This is a genomic window from Gemmatimonadota bacterium (genome assembly GCA_026706345.1).
Classification (GTDB): Bacteria; JAAXHH01; JAAXHH01; order JAAXHH01; family JAAXHH01; genus JAAXHH01.
The window spans coordinates 1-18,709 of sequence record JAPOYX010000075.1 but is presented as its reverse complement, the minus strand read 5'-3'; the positions used below and the strand labels follow the sequence as shown (position 1 = coordinate 18,709).

The following is an 18,709-nucleotide window of genomic DNA, read 5'->3' as shown; positions in this document are numbered from 1 at the left end:
GAATCGCGCCACCCGCCTTGCCAGCTTTCTAACGGGTCCCTTACCTTACCAACCTCCTGAAGGGCTCTTTCTTGAGGTCGCACTCCAGCATGTCCGTCAGGTTGCCGCGGTCCAGTCCCGACTTGATCAGGCCAAAGACCTCTGCCGCAGCCTCGCCCAGTTGCCGGACGTCTTCTTCCGTATGGGCCATGGTCACCCGGAACGAGGTCGGGGTGAAGATGCCCCGGCGCGACATCTCCTGGACGAAGAGCGTGGAGACGATGGGCGTGAGTTCCGGGTCGGGCAGATCGAAGGAGAGGCTGGGATTGTGGGAAAGGCCCACGCAGGCGCCGGGCAATCCCGCGCTTGCGAAGGCGTCGTTTATCGTCTTCTTGACCAGTTGGCCCATGGTCTCGAAAAAGGCTTCCGAATTCCGTCGCTTCAGCTCGCGAATGGTGGTCAGCGCGGCGGCCAGGCCCACGTTGTCGCTCCAGTAGGAACTGGACACGAACATGGACGCGGCGGGCGCCATGGCCTCCCGTGATCCCACGACGGCGCCCATGGCGTATCCGTTCGACATGGCCTTGGCCAGGGTGGTAACGTCGGGCGTCACCCCGGTATACTCCTGGAACCCCCCGATGCGGAAGCGCCAGCCGCAGGACACCTCGTCGAATACGAGCAGGGCGCCGTGTTCATGGGCCAGCGACTTGACGGCTTCCAGGTAGCCGGGCGGCGGGAGATCGGACCGCGCGGGTTCCATCATGACCGCCGCGACCTGTCCCTCGTACTTTTTCAACAGGTCCGAGAGCATGTCCAGGTCGCCGTACGTGAAGGGGATGGCCGTCCCGGCCAGCACCCGCGGCACGCCGATCGGCTCGATGCCGGCGAAGGGGTACTCGCCGCTTTCGGGGTCGACCAGGTAGTTGGCGGACTGGTACCAGTCGTGCCAGCCGTGATAGCCGCAGAAGAGGATGATGTCCTTCCCGGTGGTCCCCCGAACGATCCGCACCGCCAGGGCGCAGGTCTCTCCTCCGGCCTTGGCGTACCGCACCATCTCGGCGCTGGGGATCGTGTCTACGAGTTCCTCGGCCAGTTCGATTTCCAGCGGACCGTTCAGCGTGTAGATACTGCCCCGGTCGATCTGTTCCTTCACCGCCCCGTCCACCACGTCGTCGGCGTGGCCCAGGATGATGGCGCTGACCGCGTTCATCATGTCCAGGTACTCGTTTCCGTCCACGTCAGTGAACCGGGCGCCCTTGGCCCGCTCGGCATAAACCGGGCTTACGCCGTTGGCGAACTGGCTTGCCCGCCGGCTGATCAACTGCGTCCAGCCAGGGATCAGTTCCTCGGCCCGTCTGTACATGCGCATGGACTCTTCTACGGAACGGCTTACAGACATGTCGTGTTTCCTTTCCGGCTGGTTATGTTGTAGCGCTTCGGGTCCAGCCCCGCGGCCTGTGCCACGGCTTGAACAGGGCCCGCTGGTCGTCGTCCCAGCGCGCAAGGGTGGTTTCCGTCACGAACGGCAGTTCATCCATGGTGGCCTGGTTCTGCGACAGCATCCAATAAGGCCCGTAGCCCACGTGAATGGTCTTGCGGACCTGGCCGGACTGGTTGGTAACGCCACCGTGGCGGAGGTTTTCCGTAAACAGTATGGCATCACCGGCCTTGACTTCCAGCGCGACCACGCCGGGTTCCTCGTCCGGGTTGCCGTCATAAGGACAGGGCAGATTCGTCTTGTGGGTTCCGGGTATGACGCAGAATGCACCATGTTCCCGGGACACGTCATGGATAAAGTAGACCATGCGCACCATCATGCAGTCGATTCCGTTGGCGTTGAATCCGTACCGGTATTTCTGATTCTCCGGCCGCATGCCGCCGTGCAGTCCCGACAGGTTCCCGCGGTACCGGATCCGAATCTCGGAGTTGTTTATCGTTGACCTGCCCTGGACGATCCCGCCGATGTAAGCCATGGTACGTGCGTCATTCACCAGCACGTCGAACCGCTCGTCGGCATTCCAGAAATCCTCGATGATGATGGTTCTGCCTTCCGCGTTCGATCCGTCCACATGGTATCCCAGGTCCGGATTCTGGTGATAATCCGGTCCCCACGGACTGACCTTGCGCGGCGGTTCTTCCAGGTGCCGCAGCGCGTGCGCTTCCAGTTCGTCCACGGCGGCCGCCAATGAGGAAACGGTATCGGTATCCAGCATGTCTTCGATTACGATATAGCCTTGGCGGTCGAATTCGTATCGTTCGGTTTCGTTCATGACGACTCCTTGGCTGCCGGGTTCCAGGTGTGGGATCTGGCACGCAAATACCCATGGGGCCCAATGCGCCTCCGCCATTCAAAATAACGCAAGGCCTGTCCCCTGACAATAGCGCGCGGATCGTGGGGGTTTTTTGCTATGGCGGCTGTCCTCGCCAATCTGGGAGTTGACGGGCCAGACCTGAATCTTTATATATAGAACTCGGTCCGCAACAGGGCCAGATCTGACCTGCCGGTCCGCCAATTACGTCTCGCATCTTGCGCAGGGTGGGACAAGACGGCGAACCGCCGCCAGGCGTCCTCGATTCCCCGGACAAGCATGCGGTCGGAATATATGGAGTAGTACATGACAATCGGCGTCCCTACCGAAACCTGTCCGGGAGAACGGCGCGTATCCATCGTTCCGGCCGGGGTTGCCGCCCTGGTGCGGGCGGGATGTGCCGTTCGGGTCTCCGCGGGTGCGGGCCGGGAAGCGGGCTTTGCGGACGCGGCCTACGAAGAGGCCGGCGCCCTGGTGGTGACGGAGCGTGAATCCGTATTGGAAGCCGCCGACGTGGTCGCGCTGGTAAGAGGGGGCGGAGCGAATCCCGATTCGGGCATGGCGGACGTGGAGCGAATGCGCGAGGGACAGGTGCTGATCGGGTTTCTGGAACCGCTGTCCGCTGCCGCCGAGATCCGGGCGCTTTCCGACCGGCGCGCAACAGCCTGCGCTATGGAGTTGATCCCGCGAACGTCCCGGGCGCAGAGCATGGATGCCCTGTCCTCCCAGGCCAACATCGGCGGGTACAAGGCCGCGCTGATAGCGGCCGAATACCTCCCGAAACTGTTTCCCATGATGATGACGGCGGCCGGAACCATTACGCCGGCCCATGTCTTCGTGGTCGGCGTCGGCGTGGCGGGCCTGCAGGCCATTGCGACCTGTAAGCGGCTGGGCGCCGTGATTCAGGCCTATGACGTGCGTCCGGCCGTCAAGGAGCAGGTCCAGAGTGTCGGGGCGCGGTTCGTGGAGCTGGAACTCGACACCGCGGAATCTGAAGGATCGGGTGGTTACGCTCAGGCCATGGACGAGCAGTTCTACGCGAAACAGCGGGAGATGATGGCCCGCGTCGTATCCGAAAACGACGTGGTGATCACCACGGCCGCCGTACCCGGAAAACCGGCGCCCGTGCTGGTAACGGAAGACATGATCAGGAGCATGAGACCCGGATCGGTCGTGATCGACCTCGCCGCGGAGCGGGGGGGCAACTGCGAGATCACGGAACCGGGCAAGACCGTGGTGAAGCATGGCGTGACCCTCGTTGGTGAATTGAACCTGCCTTCGACCGTGCCCTATCACGCGAGCCAGATGTATTCCAACAACATCGTGAACTTCCTGAAGCTGATGATCAACGACGGCGCGCTGGACGCGAACGTGGACGACGATATCGTGCGGGGCGCGACCGTAACCCGCAACGGCGAGATCGTCAACGAACTGGTCCGTTCCGTACTTGACGGCACTGGCTGAGCGGGCTTGCGCCGGCGAACGAATCGAGGAGTGCCACATGGGTGAAACCATTGCCATATTGACCATTTTCGTCCTGGCGGTGTTCGTCGGATTCGAAGTCATCACCAAGGTTCCGCCCATTCTGCACACCCCGCTGATGTCCGGCTCGAACGCCATATCGGGCATTACGATCATCGGCGCCATCCTTTCGGCCGGAACCCAGTACTCGACGCTGACCACGGTCCTCGGAACCGCCGCCGTGGTTTTCGCCACCATCAACGTGGTCGGCGGCTACCTCGTGACCAACCGCATGCTGGACATGTTCAAGAGAAAGGAGTAGGCGGATGTCCCCCGATCTCGTCCGCTTCGCCTATCTCGTCGCCGCCTCCCTGTTCGTATTCGGGCTGAAGGGTCTCTCCCATCCTCGCACCGCGGTGCGAGGCAACCGCCTGAGCGCCCTGGGCATGTTCATCGCCATCGTGGTGACGCTGATCGACCAGCAGATCGTCCGGTTCGAGTTCATCGTCGCGGGTATCGTCCTCGGCGGAGCCATCGGCGCCATCTGGGCGCTCAAGGTGCCCATGACCGCCATGCCGCAGTTCGTCGGCCTGTGCAACGGCTTCGGCGGCGGGGCGTCGGTGCTCGTGGCCGGCGCGGCCTACGTCGAGGCCGCGCTGCGGTCCGCGGACACGATCTCGTTGCAGTTCGGAATTGCTACCATGGCTTCCGGCTTAATCGGCGGCGTCACTTTCTGGGGCAGCCTGGTCGCCTTCGGCAAGCTGCAGGGCATCGTGTCCGAGAAAGCGGTTCGGTTCACCCTGGATCACGTGCTCAAAGGGCTCTTCCTGCTGGCCGGGCTGGCGGCTGCCGTCCTCGGCATCCTGCAGCCGGAGAACACCCAGTACTTCTGGATCATGGTGGGCATCGCGTCTGTCCTCGGCATCCTCCTCGTCGTACCAATCGGCGGCGCGGACATGCCCGTGGTCATCGCCCTGCTCAACTCCTATTCCGGCATGGCCGCCGCGGCGACGGGCTTCGTGCTGTCCAACAACGTGCTGATCATTTCGGGCTCGCTGGTAGGCGCCTCCGGATTCATCCTGACGAGTATCATGTGCAAGGCCATGAACCGGTCGCTCGCCAACGTGATGTTCGCCGGGGTCGGCGGCGATTCAGGCGGCGATGACGCGGGTCCTGCCGACGACCTCTACGAGGGGAAGGTGAAATCCACCACCGCCGAGGAGGTCGCCATGGTGCTCGACAGCGCGCGGCGCGTGGTCTTCGTCCCCGGCTACGGCATGGCTGTGGCCCAGGCGCAGCACGCCGTGCGCGACCTGGCCAACCAACTGGAAGCCGACGGCGTCGAGGTGGAGTTCGCCATCCATCCCGTTGCGGGCCGCATGCCCGGCCACATGAACGTGCTGCTGGCCGAAGCGGACGTCCCCTACGACCGCCTGAAAGAGATGGACGAGGCCAATACCGGCTTTGAGCAGACCGACGTAACTATCGTCATCGGCGCCAACGACGTGGTCAATCCCCTGGCCCGCGACGCTGCGGACACGCCGCTGACCGGCATGCCGATTCTGAACGTGGACAAGTCGCGGACCGTCGTGGTCATCAAGCGCAGCCTGAGCCCCGGCTTCGCCGGCATACCCAATCCGCTCTTCGCCGCGGACAATTGCCTGATGCTGTTCGCCGACGGCAAGGAAGCGGTGCAGGAACTGACGGCTGCGGTGAACGAAATCTGACCGCGGTACACCGGGAATGATGGTATCAGGAAAACATATTGGAAGGTCCTCCCGATGGCCGCGCTAGGCACGCCGCTGTCCTCTTCGGCGACCCGGATACTGATGTGCGGCTCGGGCGAGTTGGGCAAGGAAGTGGTCATCGAGTTCCAGCGCTTTGGCGTGGAAGTGGTCGCGGTGGACCGCTACGCCAACGCGCCGGCCATGCAGGTGGCCCATCGTTCCCACGTGGTGGACATGCTGGACCCATCCGCCCTGCGGGCGGTGATCGAGCGGGAAAACCCCGATTTCGTCGTACCCGAAATAGAAGCCATTGCCACCGGCGCCCTGGTGGACCTGGAATCGGAAGGATATCACGTCGTTCCCACGGCGCGGGCCGTCCATCTGACCATGAACCGGGAAGGGATACGTCGGCTGGCCGCAGAGGAGCTTGGTCTTCCCACGTCGCCCTATCGTTTCGCCGAGACCCGCGAAGCCTACGAACGCGCGGTACGCGAAATCGGCCTGCCCTGTGTCATCAAGCCCGTCATGAGCTCGTCCGGCAAGGGACAGAGCACGGTGTGCCATGCATCGGAGGCGGCCGGCGCCTGGCAGCGCGCGCACGACGAGGCCCGCGGCGGCGCGGGCAAGGTGATCGTAGAGGGATTCGTCGACTTCGATTATGAAATCACGCTCCTGACGGTGCGGCACGCGGACGGCACGGGTTTCTGCCCACCCATCGGCCACGTACAGGTCGACGGGGACTACCGGTACTCTTGGCAGCCCCAGCCCATGAGCGAGAAGGCTTGGGCGGAAGCCAGGCAGACGGCTGCAGCGGTCACCACCGCACTCGGCGGCCGTGGCGTTTTTGGTGTCGAGCTGTTCGTCAGGGGCGACGAAGTGGTCTTCAGCGAGGTCTCGCCCCGCCCCCACGATACGGGCATGGTCACGCTCATCTCGCAGGACCTGTCCGAGTTCGCCCTGCATGCGCGGGCCGTGCTGGGTCTCCCGATCCCGGAGATCCGCCAGCTCGGTCCTTCCGCCTCGGCGGCCCTCGTGGTGGAAGGCGAGTCCGACCGGATGAAGTTCGGCAACCTGGGTTCCGCCCTTGCCGAACCGGATACCGGCCTGTTTCTCTTCGGCAAGCCCGAGGTCTCCGGTCACCGGCGCCTGGGTGTGGCCGTCGCCCGTGGGGCGGACATCGACGCGGCCCGCGCGAAGGCGGCCCGGGCCATGGAATCCGTGCGCGTCGAACTGTAGCGTGTCCCGTGGTAGTGCGTCCGGCGGACCAGTTGACGGACAGGAGACCGCCAGGAGGCCGCCGCCGGCGACGGCCGTGCCTCCAGAGACGGTCAGGAGACCGCCGGCGACGCCCTCATCACGGGAGAAAGGAGTGATGATGCGCAGTCAGACGGAACAGCAGATCAATGTGGACGACCGGGACTGGCGCGCCCTCACCCGGGGCGAGCGGATCCGGATGATTGAGGAGGAGGGCTACCTGATCATCCCGGACTGGATTTCACCGGACTACCTGGCCGAACTGAAAACCGAGTGCAAAGGACTCGAAACCGTCGGTCGGGATTACAGCGAAAAGCAGCGGGGCTGCAGGGATCCGCACCTTGCCAGCCCGAAGCTGGCCGAACTCATCGCCTACGAACCCACAGTGCGGTTCCTGGAGGAGTTGTTCGGCGACCGCCTGGTTTTCATTCACTATACCTATGACCGGTCCGAACCCGGCACGCCGGGGATCAGTCTCCATACGGACGGCCAGCCCTACGGCTCGAAGATATTCGGGTACGAGGGAAGCTGCCCCATTACCGTCCGGGTACTCTACTACCTCGACGACCTGACGCTGGACGTCTCGCCCTTCCGGGTCGTTCCCAGGTCTCATCTCTGCATGCACGCGGACGCCCACCCGTACAAGCGATACGAGCGCCATCCCGAGGAGGTGGTCGTGCCCTGCGCAGCGGGATCGGCCTTGTTCCTGAACCACCGGACGTTCCACGGCACCCTGCCCAACAGGGGCAACCGGTCGCGGGCCATGCTCGCGGTGGCCTACCGGCCGGCCTGGGCCGGACCGATCGTCGACGTGGCGCCGCGGGATCCGTCGGACCTGGAACGGATGCCCGATTCCGTCCGGCCCTTCCTGGGCGATCCCAGCATGCGGACCTACGAGTTCGGCGTCGGCAACAAGCCGGAGGGCATGTCGGCCAGCGCGCCCGGCATGAACCCGAGCCGTTGGGAACGACGGGCGTAGCGGGCGGGACGGCCGGTCGGAGCGAGACGCGCCACGGGCAGCGAGACGGGCGGAGCAGGCGACCGCGCCGAATCCGCTGACCTGACGACGACAAAAACATGGTGCCCTGGTCAGCATAGGGCAGTGAACGTATTGCAACCATAGGAGTAACCACATGCCTAAGGCCCTTTTCGTCTGGGGTGGGTGGGAAGGACACGAACCCAGGCAGTCCCAGGACATCTTCATCCCGCTGCTCGAATCGGAAGGATATGAAATCACGCAGCGCGACACGCTCGACGCCTACCTGGACGCGGAAGCCATGCCCACGTACGATCTCATCGTACAGACCGTGACCATGAGCGCGATCACCGGCGCCCAAGAAAAAGCGCTCTTGGAAACGGTCTCCGCCGGGGCCGGGTTCGGCGGCTGGCACGGCGGGCAGGCGGACGCCTTCCGGAACCACACGAACTACCAGTACATGGTGGGCGGACAGTGGGTTTCCCACCCGGGCGGGATCATCGACTACGAAGTCAACATCATCGATCACGAAGATCCCGTGACGGCCGGGTTGGGCGACTTCGCCATGCACTCGGAACAGTACTACATGCATGTCGATCCGTCCAACCACGTGCTCGCGACCACGACCTTCAGCGGGGATCACGACGCGTGGATAGAAGGCACCGTCATGCCCGCCGCATGGAAAAGGTCGTGGGGAAAGGGCAAGGTCTTCCACTGCACGCTGGGTCACGTCGCCGCCGATTTCGACGTGCCGGAAGCCCGGGAAATCGTCCGTCGCGGACTGATCTGGTGTACGCGCTGATTTTATTCTTTACTTTGTTGACCTAAATAGGTATATTATCGTGGTCATAGGACGGATCAGGCCACAGTTCACACCATCATATCTCTATAGCAAGCCCTTTGCAGGAGGATTGTCATGGCGTTACGTTTAATGGACGAAGCCCCGGATTTCACAGCTGAAACCACCGAGGGAACGATTCGTTTTCACGAATGGCTCGGGGACGGCTGGGGCATTCTCTTTTCCCATCCCGCGGATTACACGCCGGTCTGCACCACGGAACTGGGTTACATGTCCAACATCGCCCACGAGTTCGCCCGGCGAAACGTCAAGATCCTGGCCATCAGCGTGGATCCCCTCGATTCGCACCGCGGCTGGATCGGCGACATCAACGAGACGCAGAACGCGAACGTGAGCTATCCGCTGATCGCGGACCCCGACCAGGAAGTCGCCCAGCTCTACGACATGATCCATCCGAACGCCGACGACAAGATGACCGTGCGTTCGGTGTTCGTCATCGGTCCGGACAAGAAGATCAAGCTGATGCTGACCTACCCGGCGTCCACGGGCCGGAACTTCGACGAGATCCTGCGGGTCGTGGATTCCCTGCAGCTGACGGCTCATCACAAGCTCGCCACGCCGGTGAACTGGACCAGCGGCGAAGACTGCATCATCGTGCCGGCGGTCACCGACGAGGAAGCGGACCAGACCTACTCCGACATCCGCCGCGTGAAGCCCTACCTGCGCTACGTGAAGCAGCCCCAGGGCTGATTGCGGCCGCGGACGGCCGTTGCAGTGCGGACGGCCGTTGCAGTGCGGAAAAACAGAAGGTAAAAAGGCACCTCGACCGGGGTGCCTTTTTTTATTTGAAAATACGTGCTTGACAGGCGTTCCGTTATCCAGTAATATGATATCATAATAATATCAATTTGGTATCCATAGACCGGTATTGCGAGGAGGGGAAGCAATGATTACGGAACGAAGCCCGTTGAAATTCAGCGGCTGGAGGGCGTTGGTCTGGCTGATCGTCCTGATTCCTTTGACGCTTGTGGCCATGGATTGGGTCATCACGTTCAATCCGCCTGTACTGGAGCAGGAAATGAGCGTCAGAGACGTGCTCCTGCTGGTGTTTGTCTTCATACCGGCGCTCGCCGTATTGGGATTCTGCTTCAAGGGATTCTTCACACTGGAGCCGAACGAGGCCAGTGTGCTTACGCTGTTCGGCAAGTACACGGGGACGGTGCGGGAGCAGGGATTCTGGTGGGTGAATCCCCTCAACAGCAAGGCGAAGATCTCCCTTCGAGCGAGGAATTTCGACAGCGAGCGCTTGAAGGTAAACGACAAGAACGGCAACCCGATCGAGATTTCAGCCGTTGTGGTCTGGCGCGTGGAAGATTCCGCCCAGGCGAGTTTCGAGGTGGACGATTTTGTCGAATACATCCAGGTACAGTCCGAATCGGCCATTCGCCATCTGGCCACCAGCTACCCCTATGATCTGACCGAGGGGGAGACCGCCAGTCTGAGGTCGTCCATAGAAGAAGTCTCCGAAGCGCTCGGCAACGAAATTCGCGAACGGGTCGGCGCGGCCGGGGTTTCGGTATCGGAAGCGCGTATCAACCACCTGGCCTACGCCCCGGAAATCGCGCAGGTGATGCTGCAGCGGCAGCAGGCCGATGCCATCATCGCCGCCCGCCAGAAGATCGTGGACGGCGCGGTGGGCATGGTGGAAATGGCCCTGGAAAGGCTGAAGGAACAGCATGTGGTCGACCTGGACGAAGAACGCAAGGCCGCCATGGTGAGCAATCTCCTCACCGTGCTTTGCAGCGAATCGTCCACGCAGCCCATCGTCAATACCGGTTCGCTGTACTGACGCGGGATTACAGGGAAACGTGCGATCGTGCCGGATAAGAAAAAACCCCTGCTGCTGCGAATCAACAACGAGCTCTGGAATGACCTCAACACCTGGGCGAAGGATGAATTGCGTAGCGTGAACGCGCAGATAGAGTATATTCTACGGTCCGAAGTGCACAAACGGAGGAAACGGCGCCGACGCGAGGAAGATTGAAGGAATCGAAACGTGTGCAGGTAAACATGAACGGGTGTACTTAGAAAACGCGCGGCCTGACCTGCGAGCGCTGTCCTGGGTGGCCGAACAGGAGCCGCGCGCCTGACGGGGAGACCAATGACTTGGCGGTAGAGACGTATACAAACCTGGACCGGTTCGAGAAAGCGGGGTTCGTGATCCTGAAGGGGTTCTATCCCGACGGGGTGGTGGAGGCGGCCCGGCGCGACGCCGCCGAACTCGTGGACCGGTTCGCGGACCGGCTGATGGCTGCGGGAAAGATCTCTAGAGGCCACGCCGATGCGCCTTTCGAGACGCGCCTGGCCCGGATCTGCGAAGACGCCCCGGACGAGGCGCCACACATCTTCCGCAAGGAACTCCACCTGGCGGGCATGTACGAGGTTTTCTTCCACCCGCCGCTGCTGGACATCGTGGAAACCCTTCTGGGCGAGGAACTTCGGCTTTACCCCAACTACTCCATCCGCCCCAAGCTGCCCGACCACGCCCCGACGCTCGTCCTCTGGCACCAGGACGGTGGTTATACCTACAAGGTCCACCGCGACGGCGATCACAGCGCGGAGACGGTGGACGCCCTGCGCATGATCAACGTATGGTCCCCCCTGGTCCCCGCCCGCGAGGACAACGGGTGCATGCAGTTCATCCCCGGCACGCACCGGATCGGCATGGCCCGGCACGAAAACCGCGAATACTACCTCGAAATCACGCAGGAGGACCTGGCGCCCTACGTGGACCAGGCCGTGTCCATCGAAGTGGACCCGGGAGACATCGTCCTCTTCCATAACATGCTCTACCACCAGGGACTGCCCAACCGCTCCGATCAGGTCAGGTGGAGCATGGACTGGCGTTACCAGGATGCGCGGCAGCCGACGCTGCGGAGCACGACGGGGCATCTCGCCCGCAGCCGCCTGCATCCCGACCAGGTCGTACGCGACGCCGGGGACTGGGTCCGCCGGTCATTTCAGTAGCTTAGTCCACGTCCCGCGAACAGGAAGCCGTATTGCTCAATCTCACCGATACCGGTCTCGTTTTCCTCCGCGAACTCCGCGGCGCCCTGCGTGAACGCTCCATCGTCATCAACGTCGTCCTGGTGCCCCTGTTCATGTACCCGGTCCTCCTCTGGCTGGCCTACACGGGGCTGTCATTCGTCATCGGCCAGACGGAGAACTTCACGGCCCGCGTGATGATCGTGGGCGACGTGAGAGAAGACGCTGCACTCGTCCGCGAAATCGAGGCCGCGGACCGCATAGACCGCCTGGACCGCGTGGAACGCGTGGAACGCCTTGAAAGCGTGAACCGCATGGATCGCATGGACCAGGCAGACCAGGCGGACCGTGCCGGTCCTGTGACGGCCGCGCCCATGGAAGCCGCCGAGGACGCGATTCGCGACGGCCGGCTGGATCTCCTGGTCGAACTCGCTCCGCGCGACGGGGGAAACGCGGACGACATCGAAGTCCGGATCACCGGCGACTCGTCGAAGGACCGGAGCCGGATCGCCATGAGCCGGGTCGAAGACGTCGTCAACCGCCACCGGACGGCCTACCTGGAAAGGGCGGGCAGGGAACGAGGGCTGTCCGGTCCGGCCTACCAGATGATCTGGATCGAACGGGAGAACGTATCCTCCAGCCGGGACATGGGACGTTTCATCCTGGGGATGGCGGTGCCCATCCTCGTCATCATCATGCTGATCGTGGGCGGCATGTACCCCGCCCTGGACGCGACGGCCGGAGAACGCGAGCGTTCCACCTGGGAGACCACGTTGACGGCGGCGACGGACCACATGAACGTCCTCGCGGGAAAGTACCTGTACGTGGCCGCGCTTTCGACCACGGCCGGCATGCTGAACTTCCTGGCCATGAGCCTCTCCATGCGCACCCTCATGGCGCCGCTCCTGGGCGACCGGATCCAGGACCTGAGCTTCACGATCCCGTGGTCCGCCGTTCCGCTGATCTTCGTGGTAATCTTGCTTCTCGCCCTGTTCGTCTCGGCCTTCCTCATGGTCGTGGCCAGCTTCGCCCGGACGTTCAAGGACGCCCAGTCCCTGGCGGGTCCCTTCGTAACCGTCATGATCCTGGTACCGGCGGTCTTCATGCAGTTCCCCGGCCTGGAACTCACGACCTGGCTGGCCTGCGTGCCCATCATAAACGTCTGCCTGGTGTTCCGGGAGGCCATAGGCGGGGTCTATCACTGGCCCCAGATCGGCCTCACCCTGCTGATGGAAGTCCTGTACATCTGGATCATTCTGCGGATCGCCGCGGCGATCACCCGCTACGAAGACATCATGACCGGCAGCTATGAAGGCGGACTGGGCGGTTTCCTGAAACACCGGCTTCTGCGCCGCAACCCCTCAAGAGGATGGCAACCGTGAACGATCCCGTATTCGTTAAGGACCTGACCAAGACCTATTACGATGAATCCCGCGGTCCAGTGCACGCCGTCCGGCAGATCGACTTCACCTGCCGTCCCGGCGAGATCTTCGGGTTGCTGGGCGCGAACGGCGCCGGCAAGACGACGACGCTGCGCATGCTGACGACGATTCTCAAGCCCTCGGCCGGCACCGCGAAGATCATGGGATACGACGTGGCCGATGAACCCGTGGAAGTCCGCAGGCACGTCGGGTTCTATTCGGCCACCACCGCGCTGTACCCCCGCCTTACCGCGAGAGAGACCATCGAGTTTTTCGCCCGGATCAACGGATACGACCCGTCCCGGACGCCCGCCAGGGTCGATGAACTAGTCGAGCGCTTCGGGATCGAGGAATATGCCAGCACCCGCATAGACAAGCTTTCCAGCGGGATGAAGCAGAAGGTGGCGATCGCCCGGACCCTGGCCCATGATCCGCCGATCCTGGTCTTCGACGAGCCCACCGTCGGCCTCGACGTGCTGAACGCCCTGGAAATGCAGGCCATATTAACCGAACTGAAAGCGCAGGGCAAGACCATCCTGTTCTCCACCCACATCATGAGCGAAGCGGAAAAACTGTGCGACCGGATCGCCATCATCCACGAGGGACGGATCCTGGCCTCCGGCACCCTGGAAGCGCTTCGCGAGCGGACCGGGGCCCATTACCTCGAAGACATCTTCGTCTCCTTCATCCAAGAGGCCGCATGAACCGCGCAAAGATCGGACTGCTGTTCAGGCACGAAGTGCGCATGCTGCTGCGGGACCGCCGGACGGTGGTATTGAGCGTGCTCCTGCCGCTCCTCGTTCTGCCGGCGATTCTCTTCGGTTTCAAATTCATGAGCGAATGGCGCCGGGAACAGCAGGACACGACGACCTATCGCTACACCGTGACGGGCGCGTTTGCCGACTCCGTCCGGACACTCATCGCAAGGAGCGAACTGCGCGCTGCGGGCGGTCCGGGCGATACGGCCGTAAACGGGGATCCGGCCGACGGTCCGGGCGATACGGCCGTGAACGGGGATCCGGCCGAGACGGCGGGTCCCGCCGAAACCGGGGAGGAAGACCGGCGGCCGGCCTCTTTTCTGGAGGTGGAGGCCGCGATGCCCGATTCGAGCCTGGAAGCCGGCGGCCTGGATTTCTACCTGGAAGCCCTGACCGGATCCGAAGCCGATTCGCTCGACCTGGCCCGCGCCGCGGCCGACACCACGGAACCGGGGGATGAAATCGACACCAGGGATCCCGGGGATGAAGCCGCCGTTGTGGTGACCGTGGCCGACGAGCGGTATCCGGGCGTCCCCGTGGTCAGGGTGTATTACCGCGCCAACCGGGATGAATCCAGAAGGGGCAGCGCCCTGCTGGTGGACCGGATGGTGGACGCGAGGAAACAGGACCGCGCCGAAGCGCTGCGTGAAAGCGGGCTCGAGGCGGACCCCGAAGAAGTCATCAGGCTTTCAAGGGTGGACGTGGCCACGCCGGAGCAGGCGGCGGGGTTCTACTTCGGAAGACTGCTGCCGCTGCTGCTCGTTTTTCTCACGCTCACCGGCGCGTCGGTGGCGGCCATGGACAGTGTCGCGGGTGAGAAGGAACGAGGCTCGCTCGAAACCCTCCTGACCACGTCGGTCCGCCGGATCGAGATCATCGCCGCCAAGCAGTTGACGATCCTGTCCGTCGCGCTCTTCATCACCCTGGCGCAGGCGGGCAACCTCTTCGTATACCTCGGCCTCGGTTTGATCGAACTCCCCGCGGAAATGGACATCGAAGTATCGCCCGTCGCCGTGCTGGTGTTGTTCGCCCTGTACATCCCCGTGGCCATCGTGGTGTCGTCCCTCCTGCTGCTGATCTCGGCCTATGCGAAAACCTACCGGGAGACCCAGCTCTACCTCCTGCCGGTTTTTCTCGGACTCATGGTCCTGACGGCGGCGGGGTTGCTCCCGGCGGTATCCCTGCGCTCGCTGATCGCCGTCGTGCCGGTCGCAAACGTCGCCGTGGCCGTGCGGGAAGTCATGGTCGGCCATTACGACATCCCCATGCTCCTTGTAGCCTGCGCCTCCATGCTGCTTGCCGCCTTCCTGCTGCTCAGGTGGTCGTCCCGCATGCTGGACAAGGAAAGGCTCGTCACCGCGCAGGACATGGACGAGGCGGACCTGGCGGGCGGCGCCGCGCTGTTTCCCAGGCGGGTGCTCCTGTGGTTTCTCGGCATGTGGGCCATCGTCATCATCGCACCTTCGAACGTAGACGCGCTGACCCGGCTCGAGGGGCAGTGGGCATTCAACATGTTCGGCGTCTTCTTCCTGGGCTCGCTGCTCATGATCCGGGTACACCGGCTCGACTGGCGCCAGGCCCTGGCGATCCGCCCGGTGCGGCCCCAGGTATGGCTGGCGGTGCTGCTCCTGGTGCCGTCGACCCTGTTGACCGGGATCTTCGTCGTGGGACTGTCCAGCGTATTCCTGCCCTTCCCGGAGGAAATGCTGGAGCAGTTCGCCAGCGAGCTGTTACCGGAAGACTTTCCCCTGTGGCAGATCATGCTCATGATGGCCCTCACACCCGGCATCGTGGAAGAAATGGCCTTTCGAGGCCTGCTGCTGCACGGGCTGCACCGCCGGCTGAGACCGGTCGTGCTCATTCTGGTGGTCGGCATTATATTCGGATTGTTTCACCAGGCCCTGTTCCGCATCATTCCGACGACCTACCTCGGCGTGGTAATCACCACCGTAGCGGTCCTCTCCGGATCAATCTTCCCGTGCATGCTGCTTCACGCGGGCAACAACGCCTTCGCTTTCCTCCTCTACCGCTATGGCGTCGAGATCGAGACCTGGCCCCCGGAACTGCTCCTGTTGAACCTGCCCGTGTTCGTCTTCGCGCTCTACCTGCTGTACCGGTACCGCACGCCCTATCCTGGCCTGTTGCCGTTCAGAAAAGGGGTACGCGGAGGCCCGGCGGACCAGCGTACGCAGCCATAGCGATAGGTATTGCCTCCCGTAGCCCGTAACCGTATATTGGCTCCGGTCTATTGCGATATCCGTGTTCCTGCCCTGACTCGGGCTCCGGCTGCAATCCTACCAGTACATGTCTCGATCCGCACAACATCCGTTTTTCCTGTTTCTCCGGGTCATGCTGAAGAACCCGCTGAGCGTGTGCGCCCTGACGCCCAGTTCGAGAATGCTCGCCAGGGCCATGGTCAGGGGGCTGGAAATCAAGCCCAACGAATCCGTCATGGAACTGGGGCCGGGAACGGGCGCGCTCACGGACCAGCTCAGGCATATCCTCCCCGATGACGACGGATATATCGGCATAGAACTCGAACTACGGTTCGTTCACCTGCTGCGGGACCTGTTTCCCAACCTCCGCTTCGAACACGATACCGTCACCCGTGCGTTCCAGGTACACGCGGATTCGGGCGTTCCACCGGTCAAGGCCGTCATCTGCGGACTGTCCATATCCACCATGCCGGCCCCGGTCATCGACGAGATCATCGGCAACCTGGACCGGCTACTGGAGCCCGGTTCCGTATTCCGCATGTTTCAGTACGTCCACGCCTACTGCCTGCCTTCGGCAGTACGGTTTCGCCGCCGCATGGCCCCGCTGTTCTCCGACTACCGGTGCGAATCGCTCGTCGTTCGGAACCTGCCCCCGGCTTTCGTCCTGACCTGGACTCGCTAGCAACTCGCGGCGCACCGACCGATATTTTAAAGTTTTGACATGCGTATTTGTAGAATATGGTGACTTCCGTCGAAGACGCAAACGTCGATGTTTACTTATTCGATCTGCACCAGCCACCGGAAGGAACTGTTGTAAATATGCATTTGAAATCCATTGTTCCGCCGATCGTCGCCCTGATTGCCCTTTGCACCCTGTCCGCCGATACCGTTACCGCGCAGACGGACACCGGCGCGCCTTCCGTCCCCGCCATGGAGGCGGCGCAACGCACCGGGCACATTGCGATCGATGGACGGCTGGATGAAGCGGCCTGGGCGGCGGCCGTTCCCGCGACGCGGTTCGTTCAGCGGGAACCCGTCGAAGGCGCCGAGCCCGATGAAGTTACCGAGATCCGTGTGCTTTACGACGCCGACGCCATCTATATCGGCGCCCGGATGTACGACGATCATCCGGAGCATATCGGCCGGCAGCTCGTCCGGCGGGACGAACGGGGCGCCTTCGATCTGCTCTCCGTATCCATCGATCCGAACAACGACCGGCTGACCGGCTACCAGTTCCGCGTAAGCGCCGCCGGGGCGCAACGGGATGCGTACCTGTACGATGACGTGCGGCAGGACGACGCGTGGGACGCCGTATGGGAATCCGGCGTGGCGATCGACGATCAGGGTTGGGTCGCCGAGATGAGGATCCCCCTGTCCCAGATACGGTACGAGACGACGGACGGCCCGCAGTCCTGGGGCATTAACTTCATGCGGCGGTGCCTGGCCACGGACGAGATTATAGACTTCGCCCTGCAGTCCCGGCAGCGATATGGTCGGGTCAGCGTCCTGGGCCGCCTGAACGGGCTCGTCCTGCCGTCGAACGCCAGGCGCCTGGAAATCCGGCCGTACTCCCTCGGCAGCGCCCGGACCGCCCGGGCCGAGCAGGGGAACCCCTTCTTCGACGGATCGGACTACAATGCGCGGGCCGGGCTCGACGTGCGGTACGGACTCGGCTCGTCCTACCACCTGGACCTGACCGTCAACCCGGACTTCGGGCAGGTGGAAGTGGATCCCGCCGTCGTCAACCTCTCGGCCTTCGAGACGTTCTTCCGGGAACAACGGCCGTTTTTCGTGGAAGACGCGCAGGTGTTCGAATTCGGCCTGTCGGGCCGGGACGAACTGTACTACAGCCGCCGGATCGGACGGCAGCCCAGGGGCGGCACGCCGGACGGTGCGGATTTCTCCGACATACCGACGGAAACCAGCATCCTCGGCGCGGCCAAGATCACGGGCCGGTCACCGGGCGGCGTGTCCATCGGCGCCCTGGCCGCGGTCACGGGTCGGGAATCGGGGAAGGCCCATTCGATTGCGAACGGCAGCATCCCGGAGTTTACGGTCGAACCCCGCGCGGAATTCGGCGTGCTCCGGGTCCGGCGGGACTTGAGAAACGGCGCCAGCCAGTTCGGGGCCGTAGGTTCGCTCATGCACCGGGCCCTTCCCGGTGACGGCGCTTTCGACTACCTCACGTCGGAGGCCTTTTCCGGCGGGATGGATTTCGAGCACAACTGGGGTGGAGCGCGGTCGCGGGACTGGGCCGTCTACGGCTACATGGCCGGCAGCCGCGTCCAGGGAAGCCCGGAGGCGTTGATCCGGATACAGCGGTCCAGCAATCACTACTTCCAGCGTCCCGACGCCACGCGGTTGGCCGTGGACTCGACCGCCACCTCGATGAACGGGTACAACTGGCGGTTGCAGTTCGCCCGACGGGACGCCGAACACTGGACCGGCGCGGTCTGGTTCGCCCAGATATCGCCCGGTTTCGAGATCAACGACCTCGGCTTCTCCCGCTCAAGCGAGCGCCTCGACGGCGGCGCGCGGATTCAGTACCAGAACATCACGCCGGGACGCCTTTTCCAAAGCTACGATCTTCGTTTCTTCACGTTCTACAACTTCCGGCACGAAGCCCTCGACGATCCCTGGTCCTGGTCGTCGTGGCGGAACAATTACAAGAACGGCCGGTTCTTCGCGGGGGCCAATTTCGAACTGAACAACAACTGGGACGTCTACCTGGGCTCCAGTTACCGACCCACCGAGTTCAGCGACA

16 protein-coding genes are annotated in these 18,709 nt (G+C 63.2%); 14 read left to right on the top strand and 2 right to left on the bottom strand.

Features of this window, described 5'->3' with window-relative positions:
- Positions 1-40: 40 nt before the first annotated feature.
- Complete coding sequence (locus OXG98_06055) at positions 41-1,378, bottom strand: aminotransferase class III-fold pyridoxal phosphate-dependent enzyme (GenBank protein ID MCY3771564.1); 1,338 nt, start codon at positions 1,376-1,378, stop codon at positions 41-43.
- A 22-nt stretch (positions 1,379-1,400) separates the two neighbouring features.
- Positions 1,401-2,249, bottom strand: a complete 849-nt coding sequence (locus OXG98_06050) for a phytanoyl-CoA dioxygenase family protein (protein ID MCY3771563.1) — start codon at positions 2,247-2,249, stop codon at positions 1,401-1,403.
- A 345-nt stretch (positions 2,250-2,594) separates the two neighbouring features.
- Here OXG98_06050 and OXG98_06045 point away from each other — a divergent pair, with 345 nt between their 5' ends.
- The 14 genes from OXG98_06045 to OXG98_05980 form a co-directional block, all read left to right on the top strand.
- Positions 2,595-3,752 carry a Re/Si-specific NAD(P)(+) transhydrogenase subunit alpha gene (locus OXG98_06045; GenBank protein MCY3771562.1) on the top strand — a complete coding sequence of 386 codons (1,158 nt, stop codon included), beginning with the start codon at positions 2,595-2,597 and terminating at the stop codon, positions 3,750-3,752.
- A 37-nt stretch (positions 3,753-3,789) separates the two neighbouring features.
- Entirely contained in the window at positions 3,790-4,071 is a 282-nt protein-coding gene (locus OXG98_06040; protein ID MCY3771561.1) for an NAD(P) transhydrogenase subunit alpha, read from the top strand.
- 4 nt (positions 4,072-4,075) lie between these two features.
- Entirely contained in the window at positions 4,076-5,476 is a 1,401-nt protein-coding gene (locus OXG98_06035; protein MCY3771560.1) for an NAD(P)(+) transhydrogenase (Re/Si-specific) subunit beta, read from the top strand.
- A gap of 54 nt (positions 5,477-5,530) precedes the next feature.
- On the top strand, positions 5,531-6,712 hold the full coding sequence (purT, locus tag OXG98_06030; GenBank protein MCY3771559.1) for a formate-dependent phosphoribosylglycinamide formyltransferase: 1,182 nt from the start codon (positions 5,531-5,533) through the stop codon (positions 6,710-6,712).
- A 139-nt stretch (positions 6,713-6,851) separates the two neighbouring features.
- A complete protein-coding gene (locus OXG98_06025) occupies positions 6,852-7,709 on the top strand; it encodes a phytanoyl-CoA dioxygenase family protein (GenBank protein MCY3771558.1) in 858 nt (285 codons plus the stop codon).
- Positions 7,710-7,863: 154 nt separating this feature from the next.
- The gene (locus OXG98_06020; protein MCY3771557.1) at positions 7,864-8,508 is read left to right on the top strand and encodes a ThuA domain-containing protein; all 645 of its coding nucleotides are present in this window, start codon (positions 7,864-7,866) and stop codon (positions 8,506-8,508) included.
- 114 nt (positions 8,509-8,622) lie between these two features.
- Positions 8,623-9,255 (top strand): peroxiredoxin, encoded by a 633-nt coding sequence (locus tag OXG98_06015; protein MCY3771556.1) that lies wholly within the window; start codon positions 8,623-8,625, stop codon positions 9,253-9,255.
- 196 nt (positions 9,256-9,451) lie between these two features.
- Positions 9,452-10,354 carry an SPFH domain-containing protein gene (locus tag OXG98_06010; protein MCY3771555.1) on the top strand — a complete coding sequence of 301 codons (903 nt, stop codon included), beginning with the start codon at positions 9,452-9,454 and terminating at the stop codon, positions 10,352-10,354.
- A 317-nt stretch (positions 10,355-10,671) separates the two neighbouring features.
- Entirely contained in the window at positions 10,672-11,532 is an 861-nt protein-coding gene (locus tag OXG98_06005) for a phytanoyl-CoA dioxygenase family protein (protein ID MCY3771554.1), read from the top strand.
- A 32-nt stretch (positions 11,533-11,564) separates the two neighbouring features.
- Positions 11,565-12,932, top strand: coding sequence for an ABC transporter permease (locus OXG98_06000; GenBank protein MCY3771553.1), 1,368 nt, complete (start codon positions 11,565-11,567; stop codon positions 12,930-12,932).
- Positions 12,929-13,675 (top strand): ABC transporter ATP-binding protein, encoded by a 747-nt coding sequence (locus OXG98_05995; GenBank protein MCY3771552.1) that lies wholly within the window; start codon positions 12,929-12,931, stop codon positions 13,673-13,675. Before OXG98_06000 ends, OXG98_05995 begins: the two co-directional genes overlap by 4 nt.
- Positions 13,672-15,927 carry an ABC transporter permease subunit gene (locus tag OXG98_05990; protein MCY3771551.1) on the top strand — a complete coding sequence of 752 codons (2,256 nt, stop codon included), beginning with the start codon at positions 13,672-13,674 and terminating at the stop codon, positions 15,925-15,927. The genes OXG98_05995 and OXG98_05990 overlap by 4 nt, the downstream gene beginning before the upstream one ends.
- 106 nt (positions 15,928-16,033) lie before the next feature.
- A complete protein-coding gene (locus OXG98_05985; GenBank protein MCY3771550.1) occupies positions 16,034-16,627 on the top strand; it encodes a hypothetical protein in 594 nt (197 codons plus the stop codon).
- A gap of 137 nt (positions 16,628-16,764) precedes the next feature.
- Positions 16,765-18,709, top strand: a 1,945-nt coding sequence (locus OXG98_05980) for a DUF5916 domain-containing protein (GenBank protein MCY3771549.1), incomplete at its 3' end; no start/stop codon positions are given.